The following is a 22,107-nucleotide window of genomic DNA, read 5'->3' on the forward strand; positions in this document are numbered from 1 at the left end:
TGAAGGGACGCTGATGGCGACCACGGTGGTGGTCGTCGAGGACGAGAGCAAGTTGCGGGACCTCCTCCGCTCCTATCTCGAGCGTGAAGGCATGGTCGTGCTGTCGACGGGACTCGGAGCCGAGGCCCTTGCCTTCGCCCGCAGGGCGGACCCCGACCTCGTGATCCTCGACCTCGGTCTCCCCGACCTGTCCGGTGAGGACGTCGCCACCGAGCTGCGCACCTTCACCGACGTTCCGATTCTGATCCTGACGGCGAAGGCGTCCGAGAGCGACCGGATCCGAGGTCTGGAACTCGGCGCCGATGACTACATGACCAAGCCGTTCAGCCCGCGCGAGCTCGTGCTGCGCGCGCGGGCCATCGTGCGTCGGGGTCGGACCACGGCCGGGCACGACGACCGATCCTCCTTCGGTGACGGCCAGCTGGTGATCGACGAGGGTCGACGAGAGGTGATGGTTCGCGGCGACACTGTCAAGCTGACCCCTACGGAATGGGGGCTGTTACTCGCCCTGGCCACGACTCCCGGCCGCGTGTACTCACGTCTCGAGTTGATCAACAGGGTGCGCGGCTACGAATTCGAGGGCTACGAGCGGACGGTCGACTCTCACATCAAGAACCTTCGGCGCAAGATCGAGCTGGACCCCCATGCCCCTCTGATCGTTGAGACGGTGCTCGGAGGCGGCTATCGGCTTCGCCTCCCCCGTGATGGCTGAGATCCGCGACCCGGCCTCGACCGTGCAAGGTCGCGCCAACCTGGTTCCCCCGGAGCGGGGGACGGCGGTCGGAGTGCTGTCGCCGATCGGCTGGCGCCTCGCCCGCGTGATCGCACTGGTCTCGCTCATCGCCCTGGGGCTCCTCGCGGGCGTCACCCTGGTGTTCGCCAGTGCCGATGTCTCGACTCTGGCGCGCCAGCAAGAGGACGACCTGGCCCACGCGGTGGCAAGCGCGTTGGCGGTCAGCTACCGCGCCTCGGGGTCGTGGTCGAACGCGGATCTGTCGGCCCCCTTGACACTGGCCACGAGAGCGGGCATCGCAGTACGCGTGACCGATGCCTCGAGCGGTCTGGTCGCGAGCGCCATCCCAGAAGGCTCCCGCCCGGACTCGCGGGGCCGGCCTCGGTCACTGCCGATTCTGGTCGAGGGCCACCGGGTCGGATCCGTGACGGTGCAGGTCGGAGCTACCGGCATCGGTGCGGTCGGCAGCCACCTGCGCGGCACACTGGCCGCGGCAGTGGCCGGGAGCGCGGCGGTCGTCGCCCTGCTGGCGGTGTTCGCCGGCTTCGTCGCCGCCAGGAGGATCACGCGGCCCGTCGTGTCTCTGACCCGAGCGGCGCGGGCCATGGCAGCCGGAGAGCGTGGGACCCGTGTGGGCGACATCGAGGCGCCGGGCGAGCTGGCCGAGCTGTCCAGCGCGTTCGACCACATGGCGGACACCCTGGAACACGAGGACCACCTGCGCCGAGTGCTCGTGGCTGACATCGCGCACGAGCTACGTACGCCCCTTGCGATACTGCAGGCGTCGACCGAGGCGTTGGTGGACGGCGTGTCCGAGCCGAACGTCCAGACGCTCTCGTCGCTGCACGACGAGACGATCCGGCTGTCGCGCATCGTGGAGGACTTGGAGGTCCTGGCCGCCGCGGAAGCGGCGGGTCTCTCGATGGACCATCGGCCTGTCGACCTTGCCCGAGTGGCGGCGGGTGCTGCCGACGCCATGGAGGCTCGCGTGGATTCGGCGGGGCTCGTCCTCGTGCGGTCGCTCGAGCCCGTCGTCATGAGAGGCGACAAGGCGCGCTTGCACCAAGTGGTGACCAACCTTCTCACCAACGCGGTCAAGTTCACCCCGGCGGGCGGCCGCATTTCGCTCACCGTCGAGGCCGCGGACCGTCATGCGCGGCTGGTCGTCGCCGACACGGGCGTCGGCATCCCCTCGGACGAGCTGCCGTATGTCTTTGACCGGTTCTGGCGCGGGCGCGCCGCCCGACAGGTCGAGGGGAGTGGAGTCGGGCTCGCCGTCGTGGTCGAATTGGTGCACGCCCACGGAGGCGAGGTGAGCGTGACGAGCCAGGACGAGCAGGGCGCGCACTTCGTCGTCACCTTCCCCCGCTCGTAGGATCGCTGACCTGGTTCTCCATCGCATGCGCACACGAGCACGACGGTTCCTTCACATCCAGGGCGTTCAATTCGGCAATGACCGACACCTGCCGACAGAAGGAGCCCGACATGGCAGTCAGCCAGTGCCCCCGTTGCGACCTCCGTTTCCCGTCGAGGTCGGAGCTCGAGTGGCATCTCGTCGAAGACCACGACGTGCCGTTGCCGACGCGGCCGTTGCCTGCACGGACTCGCCCCTGATGGCACCGCGCGTGACCGCGACGTGCGCGGCCCGCCGCTCCAGGATCCAGGAGGAGGCCATGGCCCCCCGTGGGGTACGCCGGGCCTTCGAGCGGCGCTCATGTGCCAGGGTGGCCCGGCACATCGCCCGCCGAGGATGTGGTGGCTCGCGCCGGCCGAGGAGGGCGTTCCGAGCGCCAGTGTGACGCGGTTGCGCGGGCGACGGTGGAGCGGGCGACGGGAATCGAACCCGCATAACCAGCTTGGAAGGCTGGGACTCTAGCCATTGAGCTACGCCCGCGAACGGCCCGAGGTTACCCGTGGCGTGCCGCGCGTCGGATCCTGGCCCCACCCGTCACCGCTCCGACCCGCTGATCGCACGGGGCGGGCCGGCGCTGTCGGGGAGGGGGGATTCGAACCCCCGACCTCCTGCTCCCAAAGCAGGTGCGCTGCCAGGCTGCGCTACTCCCCGGGTACCTCCGGGCCCTCCGGATCTCGCCGCCTCAGGCCCGATGCGTTCCCCGGCGCGGCGCCCGCAGCACTCGTACGCCGGGGAACGGAACACGGACAGCGTAGGCGACCCGAGGGTCGGCGAGGTCCGTGGCGCGGCCTCGGCCGCCCTGAGCGCGTGTCCCGCGTCGCCACTGCGTGGGCGGTCCGGTGATGCCGTCGCAGGCACGCCGAGGGGGAGCGGGTGCCTCGACGACCCCGTCCGGAGGTGGGCAGACCGAGCGGATGGACAAGCTCACCCACTCGGAGTCGATCGTGATCGGTCGCTCGCCCGAGGACGTCTCCGACCTGGTCCGCCGCGACCGCGGCCGCTCGTCATGCGATCGGGCGTAGCCTCCGCGCACGACACGAGGAGATGCAGGTGACGACGACAAGCGGGTGGGTGGCGCCGGGCTTCGAAGGCGTGCGCGACACGTTCCAGGCCAACTTCGACGCCGGGACCGAGGTGGGTGCCGCCTTCGCTGCCTATCACCGGGGTGAGAAGGTGGTCGACCTGTGGGGCGGCATCGCCGACCAGACGACGGGCAGGCCCTGGGACGAGGACACCCTCGTGCTCGTGTACTCGACCACGAAGGGCGCCACCGCCATGTGCGCCAACCGGCTCGCCCAGGAAGGGCTGCTCGACGTCGAGGCGCCCGTGGCCTCGTACTGGCCCGAATTCGCCCAGGCCGGGAAGGAACGGGTCACGGTGGCCGACCTCCTGGCGCATCGAGCGGGTCTGGCCTGGGTGGACGGCACGATGTCCTTCGACGACATGCTGCGGTGGGACCCGGTCGTCGAGGCCCTGGAACGGCAGGCCCCGTCATGGCCACCGGGCACCGCCCACGGGTATCACGCCACCACGTACGGCTGGCTGGTCGGCGAGGTCGTACGCCGGGTGACGGGCATGAGCATCGGCACCTACCTGCGCGACGAGATCGCCGGTCCGCTCGACGCCGACGTCTACATCGGCCTCCCCGCTTCCGAGGAGCCGCGCGTGGCACGGCTGGTGTCGTTCGTCGACGGGCTCAAGTCCGGGCTGTCGACCGGCTCCCTGGCCGCCGGGGGCGCCGGCGCGCCCGGGGCCGGGGCCGGGCCGGATCTGGCGCACCTGGCCGAGTTGGCGTCCACGTACTTCGCCGAGGACGGGCCGCTCTTCAAGGCGCTGACTGCTCCCGGCGGGGCGCTCAGCGACGAGGCGATCTGGCACACCCCCCGGCTCCATGCCGCGGAGATCCCCGCCGCCAACGGCATCTGCGACGCCCGCTCGCTCGCCTGTCTCTACGGAGCGTGCGTGAGCGACGTGCAGACTGCATCGGGGAAGCCGTTCCGCATCCTCACCCCCGAGCAGGTCGACCGGGCGGTGCAGCCGCAGACCACCGGGCCCGACACCGTGCTCCTCGGCCTGGACATTCAGTGGGGCCTCGGGTTCAACGTCAACCGCGGGCTCATCGCCGCCGCCGGGCTCGGCGGGGAGAAGGCCTTCGGGCACTTCGGCATGGGCGGGTCCGCCGGGTGGGCCGACCCCGATCAGGAACTGGGCATGGGGTACGTGATGAACCGGATGGACATCGGCACGACGGGCGACACCCGGAGCTTCCGGCTCATGCAGGCTTGCCTCGACGCGGTGCGCCGCTGACTCAGCCGTAGTGGCGCAGCTCGACCAGGTTCCGATCGGGATCGCGGATGTAGAGCGAGGTGCCGTCGCCGGTGGGTGTCGACCGGGGGTACGGCGCAAGGTCCGTGACCCTCGGAGTCGCCGGTGTCGCGTCGTACGGGCACTGCGCCTCGTTCGCTCACCGTCTCGCCCAGGGGACGCAGAGTGAGGCCATCGGACGATGCGTCGAGACCGGAGGGCGTCACCGCCCGGCGACGGATCGGGAGCGGCCTCGTAGCATGGGACCAATGATCGACGGTGAGCTGACAGACGGACTCTGCGTGCTGATGGTCGTGGCCGAGGACATCCGGGACGGCCGGCGGGCCGAGCCGTTCACGCACGAGGAGATCTCGCGTCTCTGCAGTGAGCTGGGGCGTGCCATCGCGCTCTTGTCGGGGGAGGACCGGGAGTGAGCGTCCCCACCGACTGTCCGTAGGGGACCCGGGGCGGCTCCCCGAGGCGTCGAGGGCCGACAGGCGATCCCGGGCCGCGCCCACGCTGGTCCTTGTGCCTCCCCACCTGCTTCGATGCACGGGCGGACGTAAGATGACCGCGCTCGGTGGTGGGAAGGAGGGCGGGCGGGGTGTCGACGGAGCGGACCGGGACGGGGCGGCGTGCCCCGCGTCCCCGGGTGCAGCCCGGGCCCCGCGCCCGGTTTCGGGCACGGCTGGCGATCGGTGGGGCGATCCTGGCGACGGCCACGGCGCTGTCGGTCGCCGGTCCCTTCGCCGTGCGCCCGGCCGTGGCGTCGCCGGCGGTCCCGACCGTGACCCACGTGAGCCCGGGCTCCGGGCTCGCGGGTGGGGGAACGGCGGTGACGATCACCGGCACGGGATTCGCCATCGGGTCTTCGGTGGTGCTGTTCGGCCCCGGCGCGGCCATGTCGGTGTCGTGCACATCGACCACGTCCTGCACCGCCGCGTCGCCCCCCGGACTGGGTGTGGCCGACGTCACCGTCACCACGTCGGGGGGCACGTCGACGACGTCGGCCTCCGACCGCTTCACCTACACGGGTGCGCCGCCGCCCCGGGTCACCGCCATCAGCCCGCGGTCGGGGGCGGCCGGGACCACGGTGACGGTCTCCGGCACCGAACTCACCGGAGCGAGCGCCGTCACCTTCGGGCCCGGGAACCCGGGCACGAACGTCACCGTGGTGAACGCCACCACCGTGACCGCCGTCGCGCCGGACGGGTCGGGGACCGTCGACGTCCAGGTGACCACGCCGGGCGGCACCAGCATGGTGCAGACCCTCGACTGGTTCACGTACTCCGACACGCTCGTGCTCAACCCCACCAACGTCATCGTCCCGGCCGACGGGTCGATGCAGGGCGGTGTCACAGCCACGCTCACCTCGGGGGGCCTGCCGGCCACCGGCGTCACGGTGACCGCCACCGAGTCCTCGGGCAGCCTGGGCACCCACGACCTCACCTCGTGCACGACCGACGGCAACGGCCGCTGCATCCTCCTGACCGCGGCCGACAGCACCCAGGAGAGCGCGACCGTCACCGCCGGCGCGTCGGGCTTCCCCGACGGTACGGCCACCGTCGTCTACCGCAACCCCGGGCCCGCACCCACCGGCCTCGTCATGTCGGTCACCGACGGCAACGGCGCGGCCGCATCCGTGGCCGGCGCCGACGTGTACTCCGACGGAGGCCACTACTTCGTCGAGGAGTCGAGCGGCCACCCCGGCCAGGACGAGGACACGGCCGCCCAGGCCGTGGTCGGCGCCACCATGGTGAACGGCTCCGGGGCGCTGTCGTCGGGGACCGAGCCCTATGCGCTCGCGTGGTCGGTGAAGAACACCGGGCCGACCACGCTGTACATCGCGGCCATCGCCAACGTGGCCGAGATGCCGTACACCAACGTCATCTGCACCCTCGCCACCCAGTCCGACCCCGACGGCTCCCTGCGCTGCACGCCGAGCAGCTACGACCTCGACTACAACCAGCACTTCGCCAACCCCGCCGACCCGGGCCCGTCCGGCCTGGGGGTCAACAACGACACCATGGGACCCCAGGGCGGTGGTGTCCGTACCGTGGCGTCGGGCGCCACCGCCACCTTCACCACCTACATGGTGGGCGCCAACAACGACGCCAAGGTGGTACTCGACTCCCCCGACGGGCAGTCGGCGTCGGCCACCGTCAGCACCCAGCTGGCGCACGACCCGGCGGGATCGCCGGTCGCCGGGTCGACGTTCGGGAGCACGGTGACGAGCGAGCTGCGCTGGGCCGCGCCCGCTCCGGGGCCGTCGGTGGCCGGCACCGTGGTCGCCGCGGACGGCGCCGAGGCGGCCGAGCCCGACTCGGTCCACGACTGGGTGGTGGCCGACGCGTCGGGCACGCCGACGCTCGTCCAGTTCGGCCAGGACGCCAACCAGCAGTACACGGTCAACGGGGTCCCGGTCTCCGAGGATGTCTTCGAAGCCGACCTGGCGTCGGCGAGCTCGCCCACGCTCACGGTCACCGGCTACGGCGCCCCGGGACAGGTGAACGCCCTGACCGGGGGCGGACTCCCCAGCCCGCCGACCGTCACGGGGGTGTCGCCGGCCAGCGGCGCGGCGGCGGGGGGCACGGTCGTGACCGTCCGGGGCACCAGCCTCACCGGGGCCACCGCCGTGCGCTTCGGGCCGACGGCTGCCCCCTCGTTCCACGTGGTCGACGCCACCACCGTCACCGCCACCTCGCCGGCGGGCGCAGGCTCGGTGGACGTCACCGTCACCACGCCGGTGGCGACGAGCGCCACGTCGGCGGCCGACCGGTTCGTCTACATTCCCGTCGTCCCCGTCGTCCCCGTCGGCACCCCCGACGGGGCGGGCTACTGGCTGGTGGCCTCCGACGGCGGCGTGTTCTCCTTCGGCGACGCCGCCTTCCACGGCTCCACGGGGGCGATCACCCTCAACAAGCCCATCGTCGGCCTGGCGCCCACCCCCTGATCGCCACAGGCGTCGCGGGCTACGGTCCGGGCAGCGCGAGGAAGCAGCGCGAGGGAGGGGTCACCGCCGTGAAGGCAGCCGTCTACGACCGAACGGGGGGGCCCGAGGTCCTGCGCTACGCCGACGTGCCGGACCCGGTGGCGGGGCCCGGCGACGTCCTGGTGGGCGTCGAGGCCGTCAGCATCGAGGGTGGCGACACCCTCAGCCGCGCCGGCGGGGAGATGGGCACGGCGCCGCACATCGTCGGCTACCAGTGCGCGGGAACGGTGGTGGCGGTCGGGAGCGAGGTGGGCGGGTTCGCCGTGGGCGACCGGGTGGTGACCGTCGGGCTCGACGGGTCGCACGCCGAGCTTCGGGCCGTGCCCACGCCGTTCTGTTGGGCCGTGCCGGACGGCCTGTCGACCGAGGAGGCCGCCTGCGTCCCCGTGCCGTTCGGCACCGCCGACGACTGCCTGTTCGAGTTCGGCCGCCTCCAGGCGGGGGAGACCGCGCTCGTCCACGCGGGGGCGAGCGGCGTGGGGATCGCCGCGGTCCAGCTGGCGGCACGCGCCGGCGCCCGGGTGCTCGCCACGGCCTCGAGCGACGACAAGCTCGCCCGCCTCGCTGCGCTCGGCCTCGACGACGGGATCAACTACGCGGCCACGGACTTCGTGGCCGAGGTGCGCCGGCTCACCGACGGGCGCGGCGCGGACGTGATCGTGGACTCGGTGGGCGGCACCACCCTGCAGGGCAGCCTGCGCGCCCTCGCCTACCGGGGCCGCTGCGTCACGGTGGGGGACGCCGGGCGCGACGCCCTGGAGCAGCTCGACGTGTCGACCCTGCGCCCCAACAACCAGAGCCTCACCGGCTACTTCCTCGGCGCCGAGCTGTTCCTGAGCCCGCGTCCCCACGCCGTGATCGCCGGGCACCTGGCGGACGTCGCCGCCGGCCGCCTCAGTGTCGTCATCGACCGCCGCTTCGCCCTGTCGGAGGCCGCGGCCGCCCACGCCTACATCGAGAGCCGGCAGGCCTTCGGCCGCGTCCTCCTCGTCCCCTGACAGTGACGTGGGCGCCGCGGGCGTCACGTCTCCGGGGTCACCCGGAGCACGGCGGCCCCGGTGACGCGGTCCCCGGCGAGGTCGGCCAGGGCGCGGTCGGCCTCCTGCAGTGGATAGGTGGTCGTCGTCGCCATTACGCCGAGACGCGACGCCAGGCGGAGGAACTCTTCCCCGTCGCGTCGTGTGTTGGCCGTGACGCTGCGCACCTGCCGCTCGTAGAAGAGGTGGTCCTGATAGTGCAACGGCGGCACGTCGCTCAGATGGATCCCGGCGATGACGAGCACCCCGCCACGGTCGAGGGCCGCCAGGGCCCTGGGCACGATCTCGCCCGCCGGGGCGAACACGATGGCGGCGTCGAGGGGGACCGGCGCTGCGGCGTCGGCCCGGCCCACCGAGGACACCCCGAGCTCGGCCGCCAGGCGCCGGGCGTCCGCGGACCGGGTCATGACGTGGACCTCGGCGCCCTGGCGCATGGCCACCTGGGCGGTCAGGTGCGCCGATCCTCCGAACCCGTAGAGGCCCAGGCGCCCACCCGGGGGCAGTTCGGTGCGGCGCAGGGCGCGGTAGCCGATGATGCCGGCGCACAGCAGCGGGGCGGCCTGCTCGTCGGCCAGGGCGTCGGGGAGCCGGTAGGCGTAGCGCTCGTCGACGACGGCCGCTTCGCCGTAGCCGCCGTCGTGGTCCCAGCCCGTGAAGGTGGCCTCGGGGCACAAATTCTCGTCCCCGCGTCGGCAGAACCGGCAGCGGCCGCAGGTGGTGGCCAGCCAGGCGACGCCGATGCGGTCCCCGGGCTCGAAGCGCGTGGCGCCGGCGCCCACGGCGTCCACGACACCGACGACCTCGTGGCCCGGCACGACGGCGGGGCGGTGGACCGGGAGGTCGCCCTCGACCACGTGCAGGTCCGTGCGGCACACGCCGCATACCGAGACGCGCACGCGCACCTGGCCCGGGCCGGGCACCGGTCGGGCCCGCTCGGCCAGGCGGAGCGGGTGTCCCGCCACGGGTCCGGGCGAGACGACCTCCCAGGCGCGCACGGCCCATGGTCGCGCACCGCCGACGCCCGGCGCCGTTCGGGGCACGCGGTCACCGGGCGCGTTCCCGCGCGGGGCCCCCGCACCGACCCGGCCGCAAAGAGGGACCTTCGACCCTTGGTCCGGGCACGCCGGGGGAGCGATGGTGGGATCATGACCAATGAGCGCGGGGCGGCGCCGGTTCCGGCGGGCGGGCTCGTGCCCCCGCGGCGGGTCGACACCGGTCGAGCGTCCCCGGGGACATGGGGAGCGGGCGGGGGCGGCGGCGTCCTGGAGGAGATCGGCGAGGAGGACTGCCTGGCCCTCCTGGGCGGTGAGCGCGTCGGCCGTCTGGTGGTCTCGGGCCGGCCGCCCCACGTCTTCCCGGTGAACTTCGTGCTCGACGGCCGTGCCGTCGTGATGCGCACGGCGGCCGGGACCAAGCTCGACGCCGTGCGGCGCGACGCCGAGGTGTGCTTCGAGGTGGACAACATCGACCGCGTCGCCGAGTCGGGGTGGAGCGTGGTCGTGACCGGCCACGTCCGCGAGGAGATCCACATCCACGACGGATCGCCCCAGCCGAGGCCCGAGCCGTGGTCCGCCGGTGTGCGCGCCTACTGGCTGCGCCTGACGCCCACGGCCATGACGGGGCGCCGCGTGCGGCCCGGGCCCCGCCGGTCGGCGCCGCCGGCGACCGCCGGGCACCCCGGCCGCTAAGGGGCGGGGACCAGGGCGCGGACCTGCCGGGCGATCTCGAGGTCCTCGCGGGCGCGCACGACCAGCACGGCCGGCTCGACGCCGTCCGGGGACACCACGCGGTCGGGGGACACCACGCGGTCGGGCTCCGACGCCTCGTTGCGCGCCGGGTCGAGCACGATCCCGAGGAACCCGAGCCCCCCGGCGGCATCGCGCCGCAGTCGTGGCGAGCCCTCGCCCGCGCCGCCCGTGAAGACCACGCCGTCCAGCGCACCCATGGCCGCCACCATGGCGGCGATGCCGGCGCGCAGCCGGTGGACGTACACGCCGACGGCCAGCCGCGCCCGGTCGTCGCCCCGGTCGGCGGCCTCGAACACCGCCCGCAGGTCGGCGGAGGTGCCCGACAGGCCGAGCAGGCCCGAGCGGCGGTCCAGGACGTCCTCGATCTCGTCGACCCCGGCGTGCTCGTGGCGCAACAGCCACACGAGCACGCCGGGGTCGACGCTCCCCGAGCGCGTCGCCATCACGAGCCCGTCGAGGGGGGAGAATCCCATGGTGGTGTCGACCGACCGCCCGCCGTCCACCGCCGCCAGCGACGCCCCCGCGCCCAGGTGGGCGGTGACGAGCCGCAGGGAGCGGGCAGGGCGGCCCAGCAGCTCGGCGGCCCGCCGGGCGGCCCAGGCGTGGCTGAGGCCATGGAACCCGAATCGCCGGAGCCCGAGACGTCGCCAGGCGGCGGGCAGCGCGTACGTCGAGGCCTCGTCGGGCATCGTGGCGTGGAAGGCGGTGTCGAAGCACGCCACCTGGGGGAGGCCGGGCCGAAGCGCCTGGAGCCTGCGGATCGCCGCCAGGGCCGGCGGGTTGTGGAGCGGGGCCAGCGTGGCCAGGCCCGCCAGCCGATCCTCGAGGGCGGGCCCGAGCACGACGGCCTGGCGGAACTCGAGCCCGCCGTGCACCACGCGGTGCCCGGCGGCGGCCACGGCCGGCACGTCCCGGAGTGCCTCCTCCACCACGTCGGCGATGTCCCCCGGGTCCGGCAGGGGGAGGGCGCGTTCCATGACCGGGACGTCGTCGGGGCCGAGCACGCTCAGCTTGAGGCTGCTCGACCCCGCATTGACCACGAGCACTCGCACGTCCCCACCATGCCAAGGAGGAACCCACCATGCACGACGCGGCCGACGCCCCGTCCCGTTCGCCGGAGGAGCCCGTCGCCGTGCGGGGCACCGGCGGTGACACCGCGCCCGAGGACCTCTCGGGGTTGGACGCCTACTGGCGCGCCGCCAACTACCTGTCGGTCGGCCAGATCTACCTCCTCGACAACCCCCTCCTGCGCGAGCCGTTGCGTGTCGAGCACATCAAGCCCCGACTCCTCGGCCACTGGGGGACGAGCCCGGGCCTGAACTTCGTCTACGCGCACCTCAACCGCGTCATCACCCGGCGCGACGCCAGCGTCCTGTACGTGTGCGGCCCGGGACACGGTGGGCCGGCCATGGTGGCCAACGCCTGGTTGGAGGGGACCTACAGCGAGCTGTACTCCCACGTCTCGACGGACGCCACCGGGATGGCCCGGCTCTTCCGGCAGTTCTCGTTCCCCGGCGGCATCCCCAGCCACGCCGCACCGGATACCCCCGGCTCGATCAACGAGGGCGGCGAGCTCGGCTACAGCCTGGCGCACGCCTACGGCGCGGCATTCGACAACCCCGACCTCGTCGTGGCCTGCGTCGTCGGTGACGGCGAGGCCGAGACCGGTGCGCTCGCCACCAGCTGGCACGCCAACAAGTTCCTCGACCCGCAGCGTGACGGCGCCGTGCTCCCCGTCCTGCACCTGAACGGGTACAAGATCGCCAACCCCACGGTGCTGGCCAGGATCCCCGAGCACGAGCTGACATCGCTCCTCGCCGGCTACGGCTACCGGCCCTGGATCGTCGACGGGGGCTTCGACGGCGAGGACCCGATGCTCGTGCACCAGCGGATGGCGGTCGCCCTCGACGCCGCCTTCGACGAGATCGCACGCATCTGGGCGCAGGCCCGATCGGGCGGTGACCGCCGGCGGCCGGCGTGGCCCATGGTGGTCCTGCGCACCCCGAAGGGCTGGACGGGCCCGCGTTTCGTCGACGGCGTCGCCGTGGAGGGTACGGCCCGCTCGCACCAGGTCCCCCTCGACGAGGTCCGGAGCAACCCCGCGCACCTCGCCCAGCTCGAGCAGTGGATGCGCAGCTACGGCCCCGACGAGCTGTTCGACGAGCACGGCCGGCCCACCCCCGTCGTCACGGGCGTGGCCCCGGTGGGTGAGCGCCGCATGAGCGCCGTCCCGGTCGCCAACGGGGGCGTGCTGCTCGAAGACCTCGAGCTCCCGGACTGGTCGGCCTACGCCGTGGAGGTCGACACGCCGGGCCCGGCCCTCCACGGCGCCACGTGGGTGCTCGGCGAGTACCTGCGCGACGTGATCAGGGCCAACCCGTCGACCTTCCGGCTCTTCGGCCCCGACGAGACGGCGTCGAACCGCCTGCAGGCCGTGTTCGAGGCCACCGACCGGGCGTGGATGGGCCGGGTCGTCGACGGCGACGACCACCTGGCCCCCGGGGGGCGCGTCCTCGAGGTCCTGTCCGAGCACCTCTGCCAGGGCTGGCTCGAGGGATACCTGCTGTCCGGGCGCCACGGCCTGTTCAACTGCTACGAGGCCTTCATCCACATCGTGGACTCCATGTTCAACCAGCATGCCAAGTGGCTGGAGTCGGCCCGTCACATCCCGTGGCGGCGGTCGGTGGCCTCGCTCAACTACCTGCTGTCGAGCCACGTCTGGCGCCAGGACCACAACGGCTTCTCGCACCAGGACCCGGGGTTCCTCGACGTGGTCGTGAACAAGCAGGCGTCGGTCATCCGCGTCTATCTCCCCCCGGACGCCAATTGCCTGCTGTCGGTGGCGGACCACTGCCTGCGCAGCCGCGACTACGTCAACGTCATCGTGGCGGGCAAGCACCCCGAGCACGACTGGCTGTCGGCCGACGCCGCCATGATCCACTGCACGCGCGGGGCGGGCGTCTGGGAGTTCGCGTCGAACGACGCCGGGTCGATGCCCGACGTCGTGATGGCCTGCTGCGGGGACGTGCCCACGCTCGAGACCCTGGCGGCCGTCGACCTGCTGCGCCGGCACCTGCCCGACCTGAAGGTGCGGGTCGTGAACGTGGTCGACCTCATGCGGCTGCAGCCCGAGTCGGAGCACCCGCACGGCCTGACCGACCGGGAGTTCGACACGATGTTCACGACCGACCGACCGGTCGTGTTCGCCTTCCACGGGTACCCGTTCCTGATCCACCGGCTGACGTACCGCCGCGCCAACCACGACAACATCCACGTGCGCGGCTACAAGGAGCACGGTACGACCACGACGCCGTTCGACATGGTCATGCTGAACGACCTCGACCGCTTCCATCTGGTCATCGACGTCCTCGACCGGGTGCCCGGCCTCGAGGTGCGGACCGCTGCACTGCGCCAGCAGATGGTCGACGCCCGGTTCGAGGCTCGTCGCTACACCCGTGAGCACGGCGAGGACCCGGCGGACATCGCGCAGTGGCGCTGGCCGGGTTGACACGCCCGGGTGCGGGCGGCGACTACGTTCGCGCCGTGCCGGTGCGGGTCGCGGTGTGGGATCTCGGAAGCAGTTCCTTTCACCTGTTGGTGTGCGAGGCGGGGCCCGGGCGCACGCTGACCCCGGTCCTGCACCGCCGGGCCCTGCTCAACCTGGGGTTGAGCGTGGGCGCGCGCGGGAGCATTCCCCGCGACCGGGTGGCGGCCTCGGTGGCGGCCGCCAAGCGCCTGCGGGCCGGGCTCGCGGAGGCGCGCGCCGAGGTGGTCGTGGCCCTGGCGACCGCCGCCCTGCGCGACGCCGCCAACGGCACCGAGGTCGTCGAACGCCTGGAGCGGGTGGTCGGGACCAAGGTGCGCGTGCTCGACGGCGAGGAGGAGGCCCGCCTGTGCTTCATCGGCCAGCGTGCCGGGGTGTGGATGGGCCCGGGCCCGACGCTCGGGCTCGACCTCGGTGGCGGGAGCCTCGAGGCGGCCGTGGGCGACGCCCACCGGGTGCCGGTGGCCACCAGTGCGGCGGTGGGCCCGGCGCGTCTGCGCGGCGAGCTCGGCACGGGCGACCCGATGTCGGAGGCCGACCGCCACGCGGTGCGGGACCGCACTGCGCAGGCCCTGGTCCCCATCGCCATGGCCATCGGGGGCTACCGGGGCGTGGCCGGGCGCACCGTGGTGAGCGGCGGCACGGTACGGGCACTCGCCCGTCTGGTGGCGGCGCGGGCCCGGCGCCGGCCCTCGGCGGGCCCCGGTGAGGTCAACCAGGTGGAGCTGCCTGCCGACCAGGTCCGCGAGCTCGCCGGCCTCCTGGCCGGCCTCGACCTGCGCGCCCGCCTGGCGCTGCCCGGCATGCAACCACGTCGGGCGGACCTGCTGCCGGTGGGCGCGACCGTCCTGGCAACCGTGGCCACCGAGCTGGGGGTCGGGCGCTTCGTGGTGAGCGAGTGGGGACTGCGGGAAGGGGCGCTGCTCGACGCCCTCGACCGCCGCTGAGCTGCTACTTCTTGCCCAGGATCCTGTTCATCTTGGTCCCGCAGGTCGGGCAGCTGCCCTGGGCGGCACGCCGACCGTTGGCGAGCTCGACTTCGGTGCCCTCGAACTGCCGCTTCTCACGGCACTTCACGCAATAGCCCTCGTACGACGCCACGTTTCGGCCTCCTCGCTGTGCGCCCCGCCAGGGGTCGGGTCGAAGCTATCGCCGGGCCCCCCACCACACGCGGATGGTGGCGCCTCCCGGGCCGCGAGGACGGCCGGGGCGATCGGGGACACCCCGGCGTCAGGAGGAGCGGGGTGCCGGAGCGGCCGGGGTGTCAGGCGGGAGCCGGGCCGGGGCGGGTCCCGGCCTCTTGCCGGGCGTCGTCGGGCCGCGGGCCCGGGGGCTCCGCCATGAAGACGCGGAAGTTGTTGCCACCCGTTCCCTTCGACTGGTACATGGCGGCGTCGGCGCTCGACAGCAGCTCGTCGTAGGTCCCGCCGTGGAGGGGGGCGAGCGCGATGCCGATCGACGCCGTCGTGTGCACGTCGCGGCCCGAAACGACATAGGGCTGGCCGAGGGCGTGGAGGGCCCGGCCGGCGAGCTCCGACACCGCCTCGAGGTCCCCCACGTCCGGCAGGAGCACGGCGAACTCGTCGCCGCCGAGGCGGGCCACGGTGTCCTGGCGGCGCACGGTCTCGCACAGGCGGCGCCCCGCCTGCTGGATGAGCTCGTCGCCCGAGGCGTGGCCCAGGGCGTCGTTGACGTGCTTCAAGCGGTCGAGGTCGACGAAGAAGATGCAGACGGACTCGCCGGTGCGCGTGGCGCGCAACAGCGCCTGGCGCGCCCGGTCGGCGAGCAGCCGCCGGTTCGGCAGGCCGGTGAGGGCGTCGTGCCATGCCATGTGCCTGATCTGCTCCAGCAGCCGAGCGTTCTGGAGGGCGGTCACGGCGTGGTCGGCGAGGCCCCGCAGCCGCTCGTGCAGCCCCCGGTCGGTGCGCAGCATGTCGTCCATGCGGTGCTCGAAGTCGGCGGCGACGAACCCCAGGAACTCGTCGCCCGAGAACAGGGGGGCGATCACCGCCGTGGCGGTGTCGGAGCCCGCCAGCACCGATTGCACGAACGGGTCGTCGGTGGCGCGGTCCACGATGACGATCTCCCGCCGATGCAGGAGCCGCTCGACCAGTGGTGTGGCCGACCGGTGGATCGTGAGTGTCTCGTCGGCGGCCCCGGCGCCGGCTCCGGCCCCTCCCGCCGGCCCGGCGCCGGGGGTGTCGTCCGGCGCGGTCGCGCCGGCGTCGTCGGGCACGACGGGGGCCCACCCGGGAGCGGGGTGCCGTACGGTGAGGGTCTCGGTGTCGGGGTCCCACAGCATCACCGTGGCGCGCTCGCAACCCGCGACGGTGGGGACGGTGGCGAGCAGCGTGGCCACCACCTCGTCGACGGTGTCGGCGCCCGAGAGCGCCCGCGAGAAGTCGAGCAGGGCACTCGCCGTGGCGTTCGAGCGCCGGGCCTCGTCGAGGGCGGTGACGACGTCGAGCGCGGTGGCGGCGTAGTCCCCGTAGACGGCGAGGATCTGCTGCTCCTGCGTGAAGAACCGCATGCCCTCCGGATAGACCGCGGCGAGGCGGCCGTAGTGTCGACGCGACGACGCGATGTCGACGATCAGGCGCGATCCGCCGAGGTCGTCGGGCCGGTCAGCGAGCAGCTCGTGGGCGAGCAGGTTGGCCTCGTCCTCGGAGAATCCGTGATGGTGCAGCTGGTAGGTGGCGTCCGACGACGTCTGCACCACGAGGAGGTACCGGGGAGCGTTGACGGCGTGCGCCGCCCGGGCCGTGATGCGGGCGAGGACCCCTTCGATGTCCTCGGCGGCGAGGAGGTCGGCCGCCGTGGAGTACACGCCCTCGAGGCGCTTGGTGAGCTGCCGCACCTGGCCCTCCAGGGCGGCGATGCGCTCGTGCTCGTCGAGCTCGATCTGCGAGCGCGCCTCCACCACGGTCCTGTCGCTCCAGGCCGCGGTGTACAGGCTGGTGCGCCCGTCGACGAAGGAGGACCACTGCCCCGCTTCCCAGGCCACGCTGTAGAGGCAGAAGCGCCCTCCCCGAGCCTGGCACTCCGACTCGCCCACGACGGCGGGGACGAGGCCGAACAGGGCGGGGACCTGTGACAGGAGGCCCTTCGTGAATGCGCAGATCTGGGGGTGGCGTGCGAAGCCCGGTCGGGTGATGGCGCGCACCACGGCGTGGGCGTCGCCGACCTCGAGGGGCTCCACGGTCGAGACGGTCGAGAACTTGGCGGCGGCGGCGGCCACGTTGCGCAACAGCTCGCCGGGTGAGCCCAGGGAGCGCAACAGGTCGGCGACCTCGGTGCCATCGTGCTGGCGGAGCATCTCCTCGCCGACATGGCGGCCGATGTCGGGGTCGCCGGTGACCACGGCGGCGGCGTCGAGCAGTGCCACCGCCTCGTCGTGCGAGCTCCAGCTGGTGGGGTCCTCGAGCACCGCCGCCGGCCGGGTCTCGCCTCCGAGCTCGAGCATGCGGGCCACGCCCTCGTCCCCGACGCGCCCGCGCACGTAGCGCACCACGACGCTCGTCAGCGCGCCCGAGACATCCTGGCGGGCGGCCCCGAGCCCGGGCCCTCCCGACGTTCCCACCGTCATCGGTGCCCACCCCTTCGACGGTGGTGCCTGGCCACGCCCGGAATGGTAATTGCGCGCCGGGACGGGCGCGCCGGCGACGTCGCCCGCCGGGACGGGCGCGCCGGCGACGTCGCGCGCCGGGACGGGCGCGCCGGCGACGTCGCGCGCCGGGCGCGTGCCGCGGGCTGCAGCCCGCCGCCGGGCGCGGCCGGTGTCGCCCGAACGGCCGCCAGGGCGGGGGACGGGAATGGGGAAGGGGATGGGAAGGTCCTCGTGAGGGGAATTGTCGGTCCCGTGGGGCCGGGCCTTGAACCGCCGGGCACCGCCGCCCCTAGCCTGGGGGCCCCGGGGCCGGCGGGGGTTGGGTCGGTGGCCGGCGCGGCGAAGGGGGCCAGATGCCAACGCGAGCAGTCGAGCCGGTCGTGGCGATCCTCGACGAGGAGTGGCACGCCATCTCCGCTCTGGCGCAGGAGCTCGCCGACGTCGAGTGGGACCTGCCGTCGGAGTGCCCCGGCTGGAGCGTGCGCGACGTCCTGGCGCACATGATCGGGACCGAGCGCTGGCTGCTCGGCGAGCCCGAGCCCGACCCGCTGCCCGACGTACCCGACTTCGTGCGCAACGACCTCGGCGCCAGCAACGAGGCATGGGTGGCGCAGTGCCGGCCGCTCCCGGCCGGTGCGGTCGCCGACGAGTTCAGGGCGGTCACGGCGCGGCGGCTCGACGAGATGCGCTCGTGGCCCGAGGAGCGCTTCGCGGCTGTGGGTCCGAGCCCGGTGGGGCCGGTCCCGTACCGCGAGTTCATGCGCGTGCGCGCCATGGACTGCTGGGTGCACGAGCAGGACATGCGCGTGGCCACCGGGCGGCCCGGCCACTGCACCGGGCCCGTCGCGCAGCTGGCGCTCGGCCGGCTGGCGTCGGGCATGCCCTTCGTCGTCGGCAAGCAGGCGGCCGCGCCCGAGGGCTCGTGCGTGCGCTTCGAGTTGCGCGGGCCGGTGCTCGGGCGCCTGGACGTGGCCGTGCGCGGAGGCCGGGCGAGCATCGTCACCGCCGGCGACGACGAGACGGGCGCCGTGCTCGAGCTCGACGACGAGGTGTTCTGGCGCCTGGCGTGCGGCCGGGTCACGGGCGCCGCGGCCCGTGACGCCGGCCTGGTCGTCGTCCACGGTGACGCCGATCTGGCGCGGCGGGTGCTCGACGCCATGGCGTTCATGGTCTGAGCATGACCCGGGCGACGCCCCACCGGTCCGCCGCCGCACAGCTCCGCCCTGGGCGGCTCGGCCCGACGGTCACCGTCCGTGGTGCGCCCGAGAGGCGACGGTCCGTGGTGCGCCCATGAGGCGACGGTCGGTCGCGCCGAGGCTTGTAGACTCTGCCTTCCTTATGCGTGCCACCGCCGTGCCGGTCGAGGGCAACCGGGTCCGTCTCTCGGTCGAAGTCGACGAGTCCGAGGTCGACGAGGCCCTCGACGCAACGGTCCGCCGCCTCGCCCGGCAGGTGCGCGTCCCCGGCTTCCGCCCGGGCAAGGTGCCCCGGCCCGTCCTCGAGGCGCGCTTCGGTGGCGCGGCCGCCCTGCGTGCACAGGCGCTCAACGACGCGTTGCCCGACATGTACGCCCGGGCTGTCGTGGACACCGAGCTCGACCCCATCGCCGCACCGGAGATCGACATCACCTCGGGGGAGGACGACGGCCCGGTGACCTTCGACGCCGTGGTCGAGATCCGGCCCGTCGTGTCGATCGCCGGCTACGCCGGGCTCCAGGTGACGCTCCCGGGCGTGGAGGCGACGGACGAGGAAGTCGACGCCCAGCTCGACCGGTTACGCGAGCAGGGTGGCGAACTGACCGCCGTGGGCCGGGCGGCCAGGGACGGTGACTACGTCTCCATCGACCTCACCGGCATACGCCCGCGCGGCGAGGACCTGCACGTCGAGGACTACCTCTACGAGGTGGGGAGCGGCGCCGACATCGTGGGCCTCGACGACCAGCTCCGCGGGACCAAGCCCGGGGACATCCTGCAGTTCGCGGCGCCGGTGCGCGCCGAGGACGGCTCGCAGGACGAGGCTCAGATCCGCGTGCTGGTGAAGGACGTCAAGGAGAAGGTGCTCCCCCGGGCGACCGACGAGTGGGCGTCGGAGGCGTCGGAGTTCGACACGCTGGAGGCGCTGCGCGACGACCTGCGGTCGAGGCTGAGCCAGATCAAGGTGGTGCAGGCCCAGCTCGCCCTGCGGGAGCGCACCCTCGACGCGTTGGTCGGCCTGGTGGCCGACGACCCGCCCGCGTCCCTCGTCGAGGAGGAGGTCCGCGAACGCCTCCACGACCTCGGCCACCGGCTGGAGGCCCGCCGCCTGAGCGTCGAGCAGTTCCTGCAGGCCTCGGGCCGGGACGAGGCCGACCTGCTCTCGGAGATCCGTGCCGACGCGGCCCGGGCGGTGCGTCTCGATCTCGCGCTGCGCGCCCTGGTCGACGCCGAGAACATCCAGGTCACCGACGACGAGCTCGAGGAAGCGGTGGAGGAGATGGCCCATCAGGCGGGCACCACGGCCGCAGATCTCCACCGCCGACTCGACCGCGCAGGCAGGCTCCCCGCGGTACGCTCGGACAGGAGGAAGGCGAAGGCACTCACCTGGCTCCTCGACCACGTCGACCTGGTCGACGAGGACGGGAAGCCTGTCGCCAGGGACGTCTTGCGGGCGGACGTCGGAGCACAACTGACCGGTGGCGCCGATCCCGTCGGCGGCGGAGAGGGCACCGCCGAGGCGGACGGGCCCGGCGAGCAAGGGAGCGAGGGCGTGCAGGTTGAGGAGCGGTCCACCGTGGAGGCCGAGTCATGAGCGGCACCGGTGATGCACACGGCTATCTCGTTCCCACGGTCATCGAGCAGACCAGCCGCGGCGAGCGTGGGTACGACCTGTACTCCCGGCTGCTCAAGGAGCGCATCATCATCCTCGGGACGCCCATCGACGACACGGTGGCCAACCTGATCTGCGCGCAGATGCTCTTCCTCGAGTACGAGGAGCCCGACAAGGACATCCATCTGTACGTGAACTCGCCCGGCGGGGACATCACGGCGCTGTTCGCCATCTACGACACCATGAAGTTCGTGAAGCCCGACGTGTCGACCTTCTGCTTCGGCCAGGCGGCGTCCGCGGCGGCGGTCCTCCTGGCCGCCGGGGGCAAGGGCAAGCGCTTCGCCCTCCCGCACGCCCGGATCCTCCTGCACCAGCCCTGGGGTGGCGCCGCCGGCCAGGCGAGCGACATCGAGCTGCAGGCCAAGGAGATCATCCGCATGCGCGACCTCCTCAACTCGATGCTCGCCGACGACACCGGCCAGTCCGTCGAGAAGATCGCCCGGGACACCGACCGCGACTTCGTGATCACGGCGGAGGAAGCTGTGAACTACGGGCTGATCGACGAGGTCATCACCAGCCGGGACGCCGTGGGCGCAGCCGAAGCCGTCGGCGCGGCGTAGGCTCGGCCAAGGGACGAAGGGGGAGACGGTGGCGAAGTTCGGGGACGGTGGGGACCTCGTGAAGTGCAGCTTCTGCGGCAAGTCCCAGAAGCAGGTCAAGAAGCTGATCGCCGGGCCGGGCGTGTACATCTGCGACGAGTGCATCGATCTGTGCAACGACATCATCGCCGAGGAGCTGGCCGAGACCACCGAGCTGTCGTTCGAGGAGCTCCCCAAGCCGCGTGAGATCTTCGACTTCCTGAACGATTACGTCATCGGGCAGGAGTACGCCAAGAAGATCCTGTCGGTCGCCGTCTACAACCACTACAAGCGGGTGCAGGCCGGCCCGACGCAGACCGCCGAGGTCGAGCTGGCGAAGTCCAACATCCTCCTGCTGGGCCCGACCGGCTGCGGCAAGACGCTGCTGGCACAGACGCTCGCCCGCATGCTGAACGTCCCGTTCGCCATCGCCGACGCCACGGCGCTCACCGAGGCGGGGTACGTCGGCGAGGATGTCGAGAACATCCTTCTCAAGCTGATCCAGGCGGCCGACTACGACGTCAAGCGGGCCGAGACCGGGATCATCTACATCGACGAGATCGACAAGATCGCCCGCAAGAGCGAGAACCCCTCGATCACGCGGGACGTGTCGGGTGAGGGAGTGCAGCAGGCGCTGCTCAAGATCCTGGAGGGGACCACGGCCTCGGTGCCGCCCCAAGGGGGGCGCAAGCACCCCCACCAGGAGTTCATCCAGATCGACACGACGAACATCCTGTTCATCTGCGGCGGCGCCTTCGCCGGGCTCGACAAGATCATCGAGAGCCGCATCGGCCGCAAGGGCATCGGCTTCAGAGCCGAGGTACGCCGCAGCACCGAGGCCCGCGACGCCGAGGTCCTGCGCCACGTCCTGCCCGAGGACCTCATGAAGTTCGGCCTCATCCCCGAGTTCATCGGCCGGCTCCCGGTCGTGGGTGCCGTGTCGAGCCTCGACAAGGTCGCCCTGATCCAGATCCTGGTGGAGCCGAAGAACGCTCTCGTCAAGCAGTACCACCGTGTCTTCGAGCTCGACGGCGTGGAGCTCGAGTTCGCCCCGGACGCCCTCGAGGCTGTCGCCGAGCAGGCGATGCTGCGGGGCACGGGGGCCCGGGGCCTGCGCGCCATCCTCGAGGAGGTCCTCCTCGACGTGATGTACGACCTCCCGAGTCGCTCGGACGTCGGGCGGTGCCTGATCGACCGTGCCGTCGTGCTCGACCGCGTCCACCCGACGCTTGTGCCCCAGGGCGAACCGGCCAAGACCGTTCGCACCCGTCGGGCCGCTTCCTGA

General features: G+C 72.9%; 17 protein-coding genes and 2 tRNA genes. 13 read left to right on the forward strand and 6 right to left on the reverse strand.

Annotated elements, in window-relative coordinates:
- The first annotated feature begins 13 nt into the window (after nucleotides 1-13).
- Together VMV22_00515 and VMV22_00520 are read left to right on the forward strand one after the other, a co-directional pair.
- On the forward strand, nucleotides 14-712 hold the full coding sequence (locus VMV22_00515; protein HUY20800.1) for a response regulator transcription factor: 699 nt from the start codon (nucleotides 14-16) through the stop codon (nucleotides 710-712).
- Entirely contained in the window at nucleotides 705-2,108 is a 1,404-nt protein-coding gene (locus tag VMV22_00520; protein ID HUY20801.1) for an ATP-binding protein, read from the forward strand. The genes VMV22_00515 and VMV22_00520 overlap by 8 nt, the downstream gene beginning before the upstream one ends.
- 444 nt (nucleotides 2,109-2,552) lie before the next feature.
- On the opposite strand, the gene VMV22_00525 is transcribed toward VMV22_00520, so the two are convergent.
- Both VMV22_00525 and VMV22_00530 read right to left on the reverse strand, forming a co-directional pair.
- Nucleotides 2,553-2,627: transfer RNA gene (locus VMV22_00525), tRNA-Gly, on the reverse strand.
- Nucleotides 2,628-2,724: 97 nt separating this feature from the next.
- Nucleotides 2,725-2,798, reverse strand: a tRNA-Pro gene (locus VMV22_00530).
- 399 nt (nucleotides 2,799-3,197) lie between these two features.
- On the opposite strand from VMV22_00530, the gene VMV22_00535 reads away from it, so the two are divergent.
- The 4 genes from VMV22_00535 to VMV22_00550 all read left to right on the forward strand — a co-directional run bounded on the left by VMV22_00535 (nucleotide 3,198) and on the right by VMV22_00550 (nucleotide 8,441).
- The gene (locus VMV22_00535; GenBank protein HUY20802.1) at nucleotides 3,198-4,454 is read left to right on the forward strand and encodes a serine hydrolase domain-containing protein; all 1,257 of its coding nucleotides are present in this window, start codon (nucleotides 3,198-3,200) and stop codon (nucleotides 4,452-4,454) included.
- 266 nt (nucleotides 4,455-4,720) lie between these two features.
- Complete coding sequence (locus VMV22_00540) at nucleotides 4,721-4,885, forward strand: hypothetical protein (GenBank protein ID HUY20803.1); 165 nt, start codon at nucleotides 4,721-4,723, stop codon at nucleotides 4,883-4,885.
- 218 nt (nucleotides 4,886-5,103) lie between these two features.
- Nucleotides 5,104-7,404, forward strand: coding sequence for an IPT/TIG domain-containing protein (locus tag VMV22_00545; GenBank protein HUY20804.1), 2,301 nt, complete (start codon nucleotides 5,104-5,106; stop codon nucleotides 7,402-7,404).
- A gap of 68 nt (nucleotides 7,405-7,472) precedes the next feature.
- Nucleotides 7,473-8,441, forward strand: coding sequence for a zinc-binding alcohol dehydrogenase family protein (locus VMV22_00550; GenBank protein ID HUY20805.1), 969 nt, complete (start codon nucleotides 7,473-7,475; stop codon nucleotides 8,439-8,441).
- Between the two features lie 23 nt (nucleotides 8,442-8,464).
- Here the strand turns inward: VMV22_00550 and VMV22_00555 are convergent, their stop codons facing one another.
- Nucleotides 8,465-9,475, reverse strand: a complete 1,011-nt coding sequence (locus VMV22_00555; GenBank protein ID HUY20806.1) for a zinc-dependent alcohol dehydrogenase family protein — start codon at nucleotides 9,473-9,475, stop codon at nucleotides 8,465-8,467.
- A gap of 150 nt (nucleotides 9,476-9,625) precedes the next feature.
- Here VMV22_00555 and VMV22_00560 point away from each other — a divergent pair, with 150 nt between their 5' ends.
- On the forward strand, nucleotides 9,626-10,168 hold the full coding sequence (locus VMV22_00560) for a pyridoxamine 5'-phosphate oxidase family protein (protein HUY20807.1): 543 nt from the start codon (nucleotides 9,626-9,628) through the stop codon (nucleotides 10,166-10,168).
- Here the strand turns inward: VMV22_00560 and VMV22_00565 are convergent.
- Complete coding sequence (locus VMV22_00565; protein ID HUY20808.1) at nucleotides 10,165-11,280, reverse strand: acetate/propionate family kinase; 1,116 nt, start codon at nucleotides 11,278-11,280, stop codon at nucleotides 10,165-10,167. The two genes, VMV22_00560 and VMV22_00565, sit on opposite strands and share 4 nt — an antisense overlap.
- 29 nt (nucleotides 11,281-11,309) lie before the next feature.
- Here VMV22_00565 and VMV22_00570 point away from each other — a divergent pair, with 29 nt between their 5' ends.
- The gene (locus VMV22_00570) at nucleotides 11,310-13,736 is read left to right on the forward strand and encodes a phosphoketolase family protein (protein ID HUY20809.1); all 2,427 of its coding nucleotides are present in this window, start codon (nucleotides 11,310-11,312) and stop codon (nucleotides 13,734-13,736) included.
- A 35-nt stretch (nucleotides 13,737-13,771) separates the two neighbouring features.
- Entirely contained in the window at nucleotides 13,772-14,719 is a 948-nt protein-coding gene (locus VMV22_00575; protein HUY20810.1) for a hypothetical protein, read from the forward strand.
- A gap of 4 nt (nucleotides 14,720-14,723) precedes the next feature.
- On the opposite strand, the gene VMV22_00580 is transcribed toward VMV22_00575, so the two are convergent.
- Nucleotides 14,724-14,873, reverse strand: coding sequence for a DUF5679 domain-containing protein (locus tag VMV22_00580; GenBank protein ID HUY20811.1), 150 nt, complete (start codon nucleotides 14,871-14,873; stop codon nucleotides 14,724-14,726).
- 163 nt (nucleotides 14,874-15,036) lie between these two features.
- Complete coding sequence (locus VMV22_00585) at nucleotides 15,037-17,358, reverse strand: sensor domain-containing diguanylate cyclase (protein ID HUY20812.1); 2,322 nt, start codon at nucleotides 17,356-17,358, stop codon at nucleotides 15,037-15,039.
- A gap of 374 nt (nucleotides 17,359-17,732) precedes the next feature.
- Here VMV22_00585 and VMV22_00590 point away from each other — a divergent pair, with 374 nt between their 5' ends.
- The 4 genes from VMV22_00590 (at nucleotide 17,733) to clpX (ending at nucleotide 22,107) form a co-directional block, all read left to right on the forward strand.
- On the forward strand, nucleotides 17,733-18,554 hold the full coding sequence (locus tag VMV22_00590; protein ID HUY20813.1) for a maleylpyruvate isomerase family mycothiol-dependent enzyme: 822 nt from the start codon (nucleotides 17,733-17,735) through the stop codon (nucleotides 18,552-18,554).
- Nucleotides 18,555-18,717: 163 nt separating this feature from the next.
- Nucleotides 18,718-20,166 (forward strand): trigger factor, encoded by a 1,449-nt coding sequence (gene tig, locus VMV22_00595; protein ID HUY20814.1) that lies wholly within the window; start codon nucleotides 18,718-18,720, stop codon nucleotides 20,164-20,166.
- Complete coding sequence (locus VMV22_00600; protein ID HUY20815.1) at nucleotides 20,163-20,804, forward strand: ATP-dependent Clp protease proteolytic subunit; 642 nt, start codon at nucleotides 20,163-20,165, stop codon at nucleotides 20,802-20,804. Before tig ends, VMV22_00600 begins: the two co-directional genes overlap by 4 nt.
- Before the next feature lie 28 nt (nucleotides 20,805-20,832).
- Nucleotides 20,833-22,107, forward strand: a complete 1,275-nt coding sequence (gene clpX, locus VMV22_00605; GenBank protein HUY20816.1) for an ATP-dependent Clp protease ATP-binding subunit ClpX — start codon at nucleotides 20,833-20,835, stop codon at nucleotides 22,105-22,107.

This window comes from Acidimicrobiales bacterium, from assembly GCA_035531755.1.
Taxonomy (GTDB): domain Bacteria; phylum Actinomycetota; class Acidimicrobiia; order Acidimicrobiales; family UBA8190; genus DATKSK01.

What these genes read in the sequence shown, in the direction of transcription:
- VMV22_00515 (HUY20800.1), top strand. Translation starts at nt 14, where the DNA reads ATGGCGACCACGGTGGTGGTCGTCGAGGACGAGAGCAAGTTGCGGGAC.
- VMV22_00520 (HUY20801.1), top strand. Translation starts at nt 705, where the DNA reads ATGGCTGAGATCCGCGACCCGGCCTCGACCGTGCAAGGTCGCGCCAAC.
- VMV22_00540 (HUY20803.1), top strand. Translation starts at nt 4,721, where the DNA reads ATGATCGACGGTGAGCTGACAGACGGACTCTGCGTGCTGATGGTCGTG.
- VMV22_00560 (HUY20807.1), top strand. Translation starts at nt 9,626, where the DNA reads ATGACCAATGAGCGCGGGGCGGCGCCGGTTCCGGCGGGCGGGCTCGTG.
- VMV22_00570 (HUY20809.1), top strand. Translation starts at nt 11,310, where the DNA reads ATGCACGACGCGGCCGACGCCCCGTCCCGTTCGCCGGAGGAGCCCGTC.
- VMV22_00585 (HUY20812.1), bottom strand. Translation starts at nt 17,358, where the DNA reads ATGACGGTGGGAACGTCGGGAGGGCCCGGGCTCGGGGCCGCCCGCCAG.
- VMV22_00590 (HUY20813.1), top strand. Translation starts at nt 17,733, where the DNA reads ATGCCAACGCGAGCAGTCGAGCCGGTCGTGGCGATCCTCGACGAGGAG.
- tig (HUY20814.1), top strand. Translation starts at nt 18,718, where the DNA reads ATGCGTGCCACCGCCGTGCCGGTCGAGGGCAACCGGGTCCGTCTCTCG.
- VMV22_00600 (HUY20815.1), top strand. Translation starts at nt 20,163, where the DNA reads ATGAGCGGCACCGGTGATGCACACGGCTATCTCGTTCCCACGGTCATC.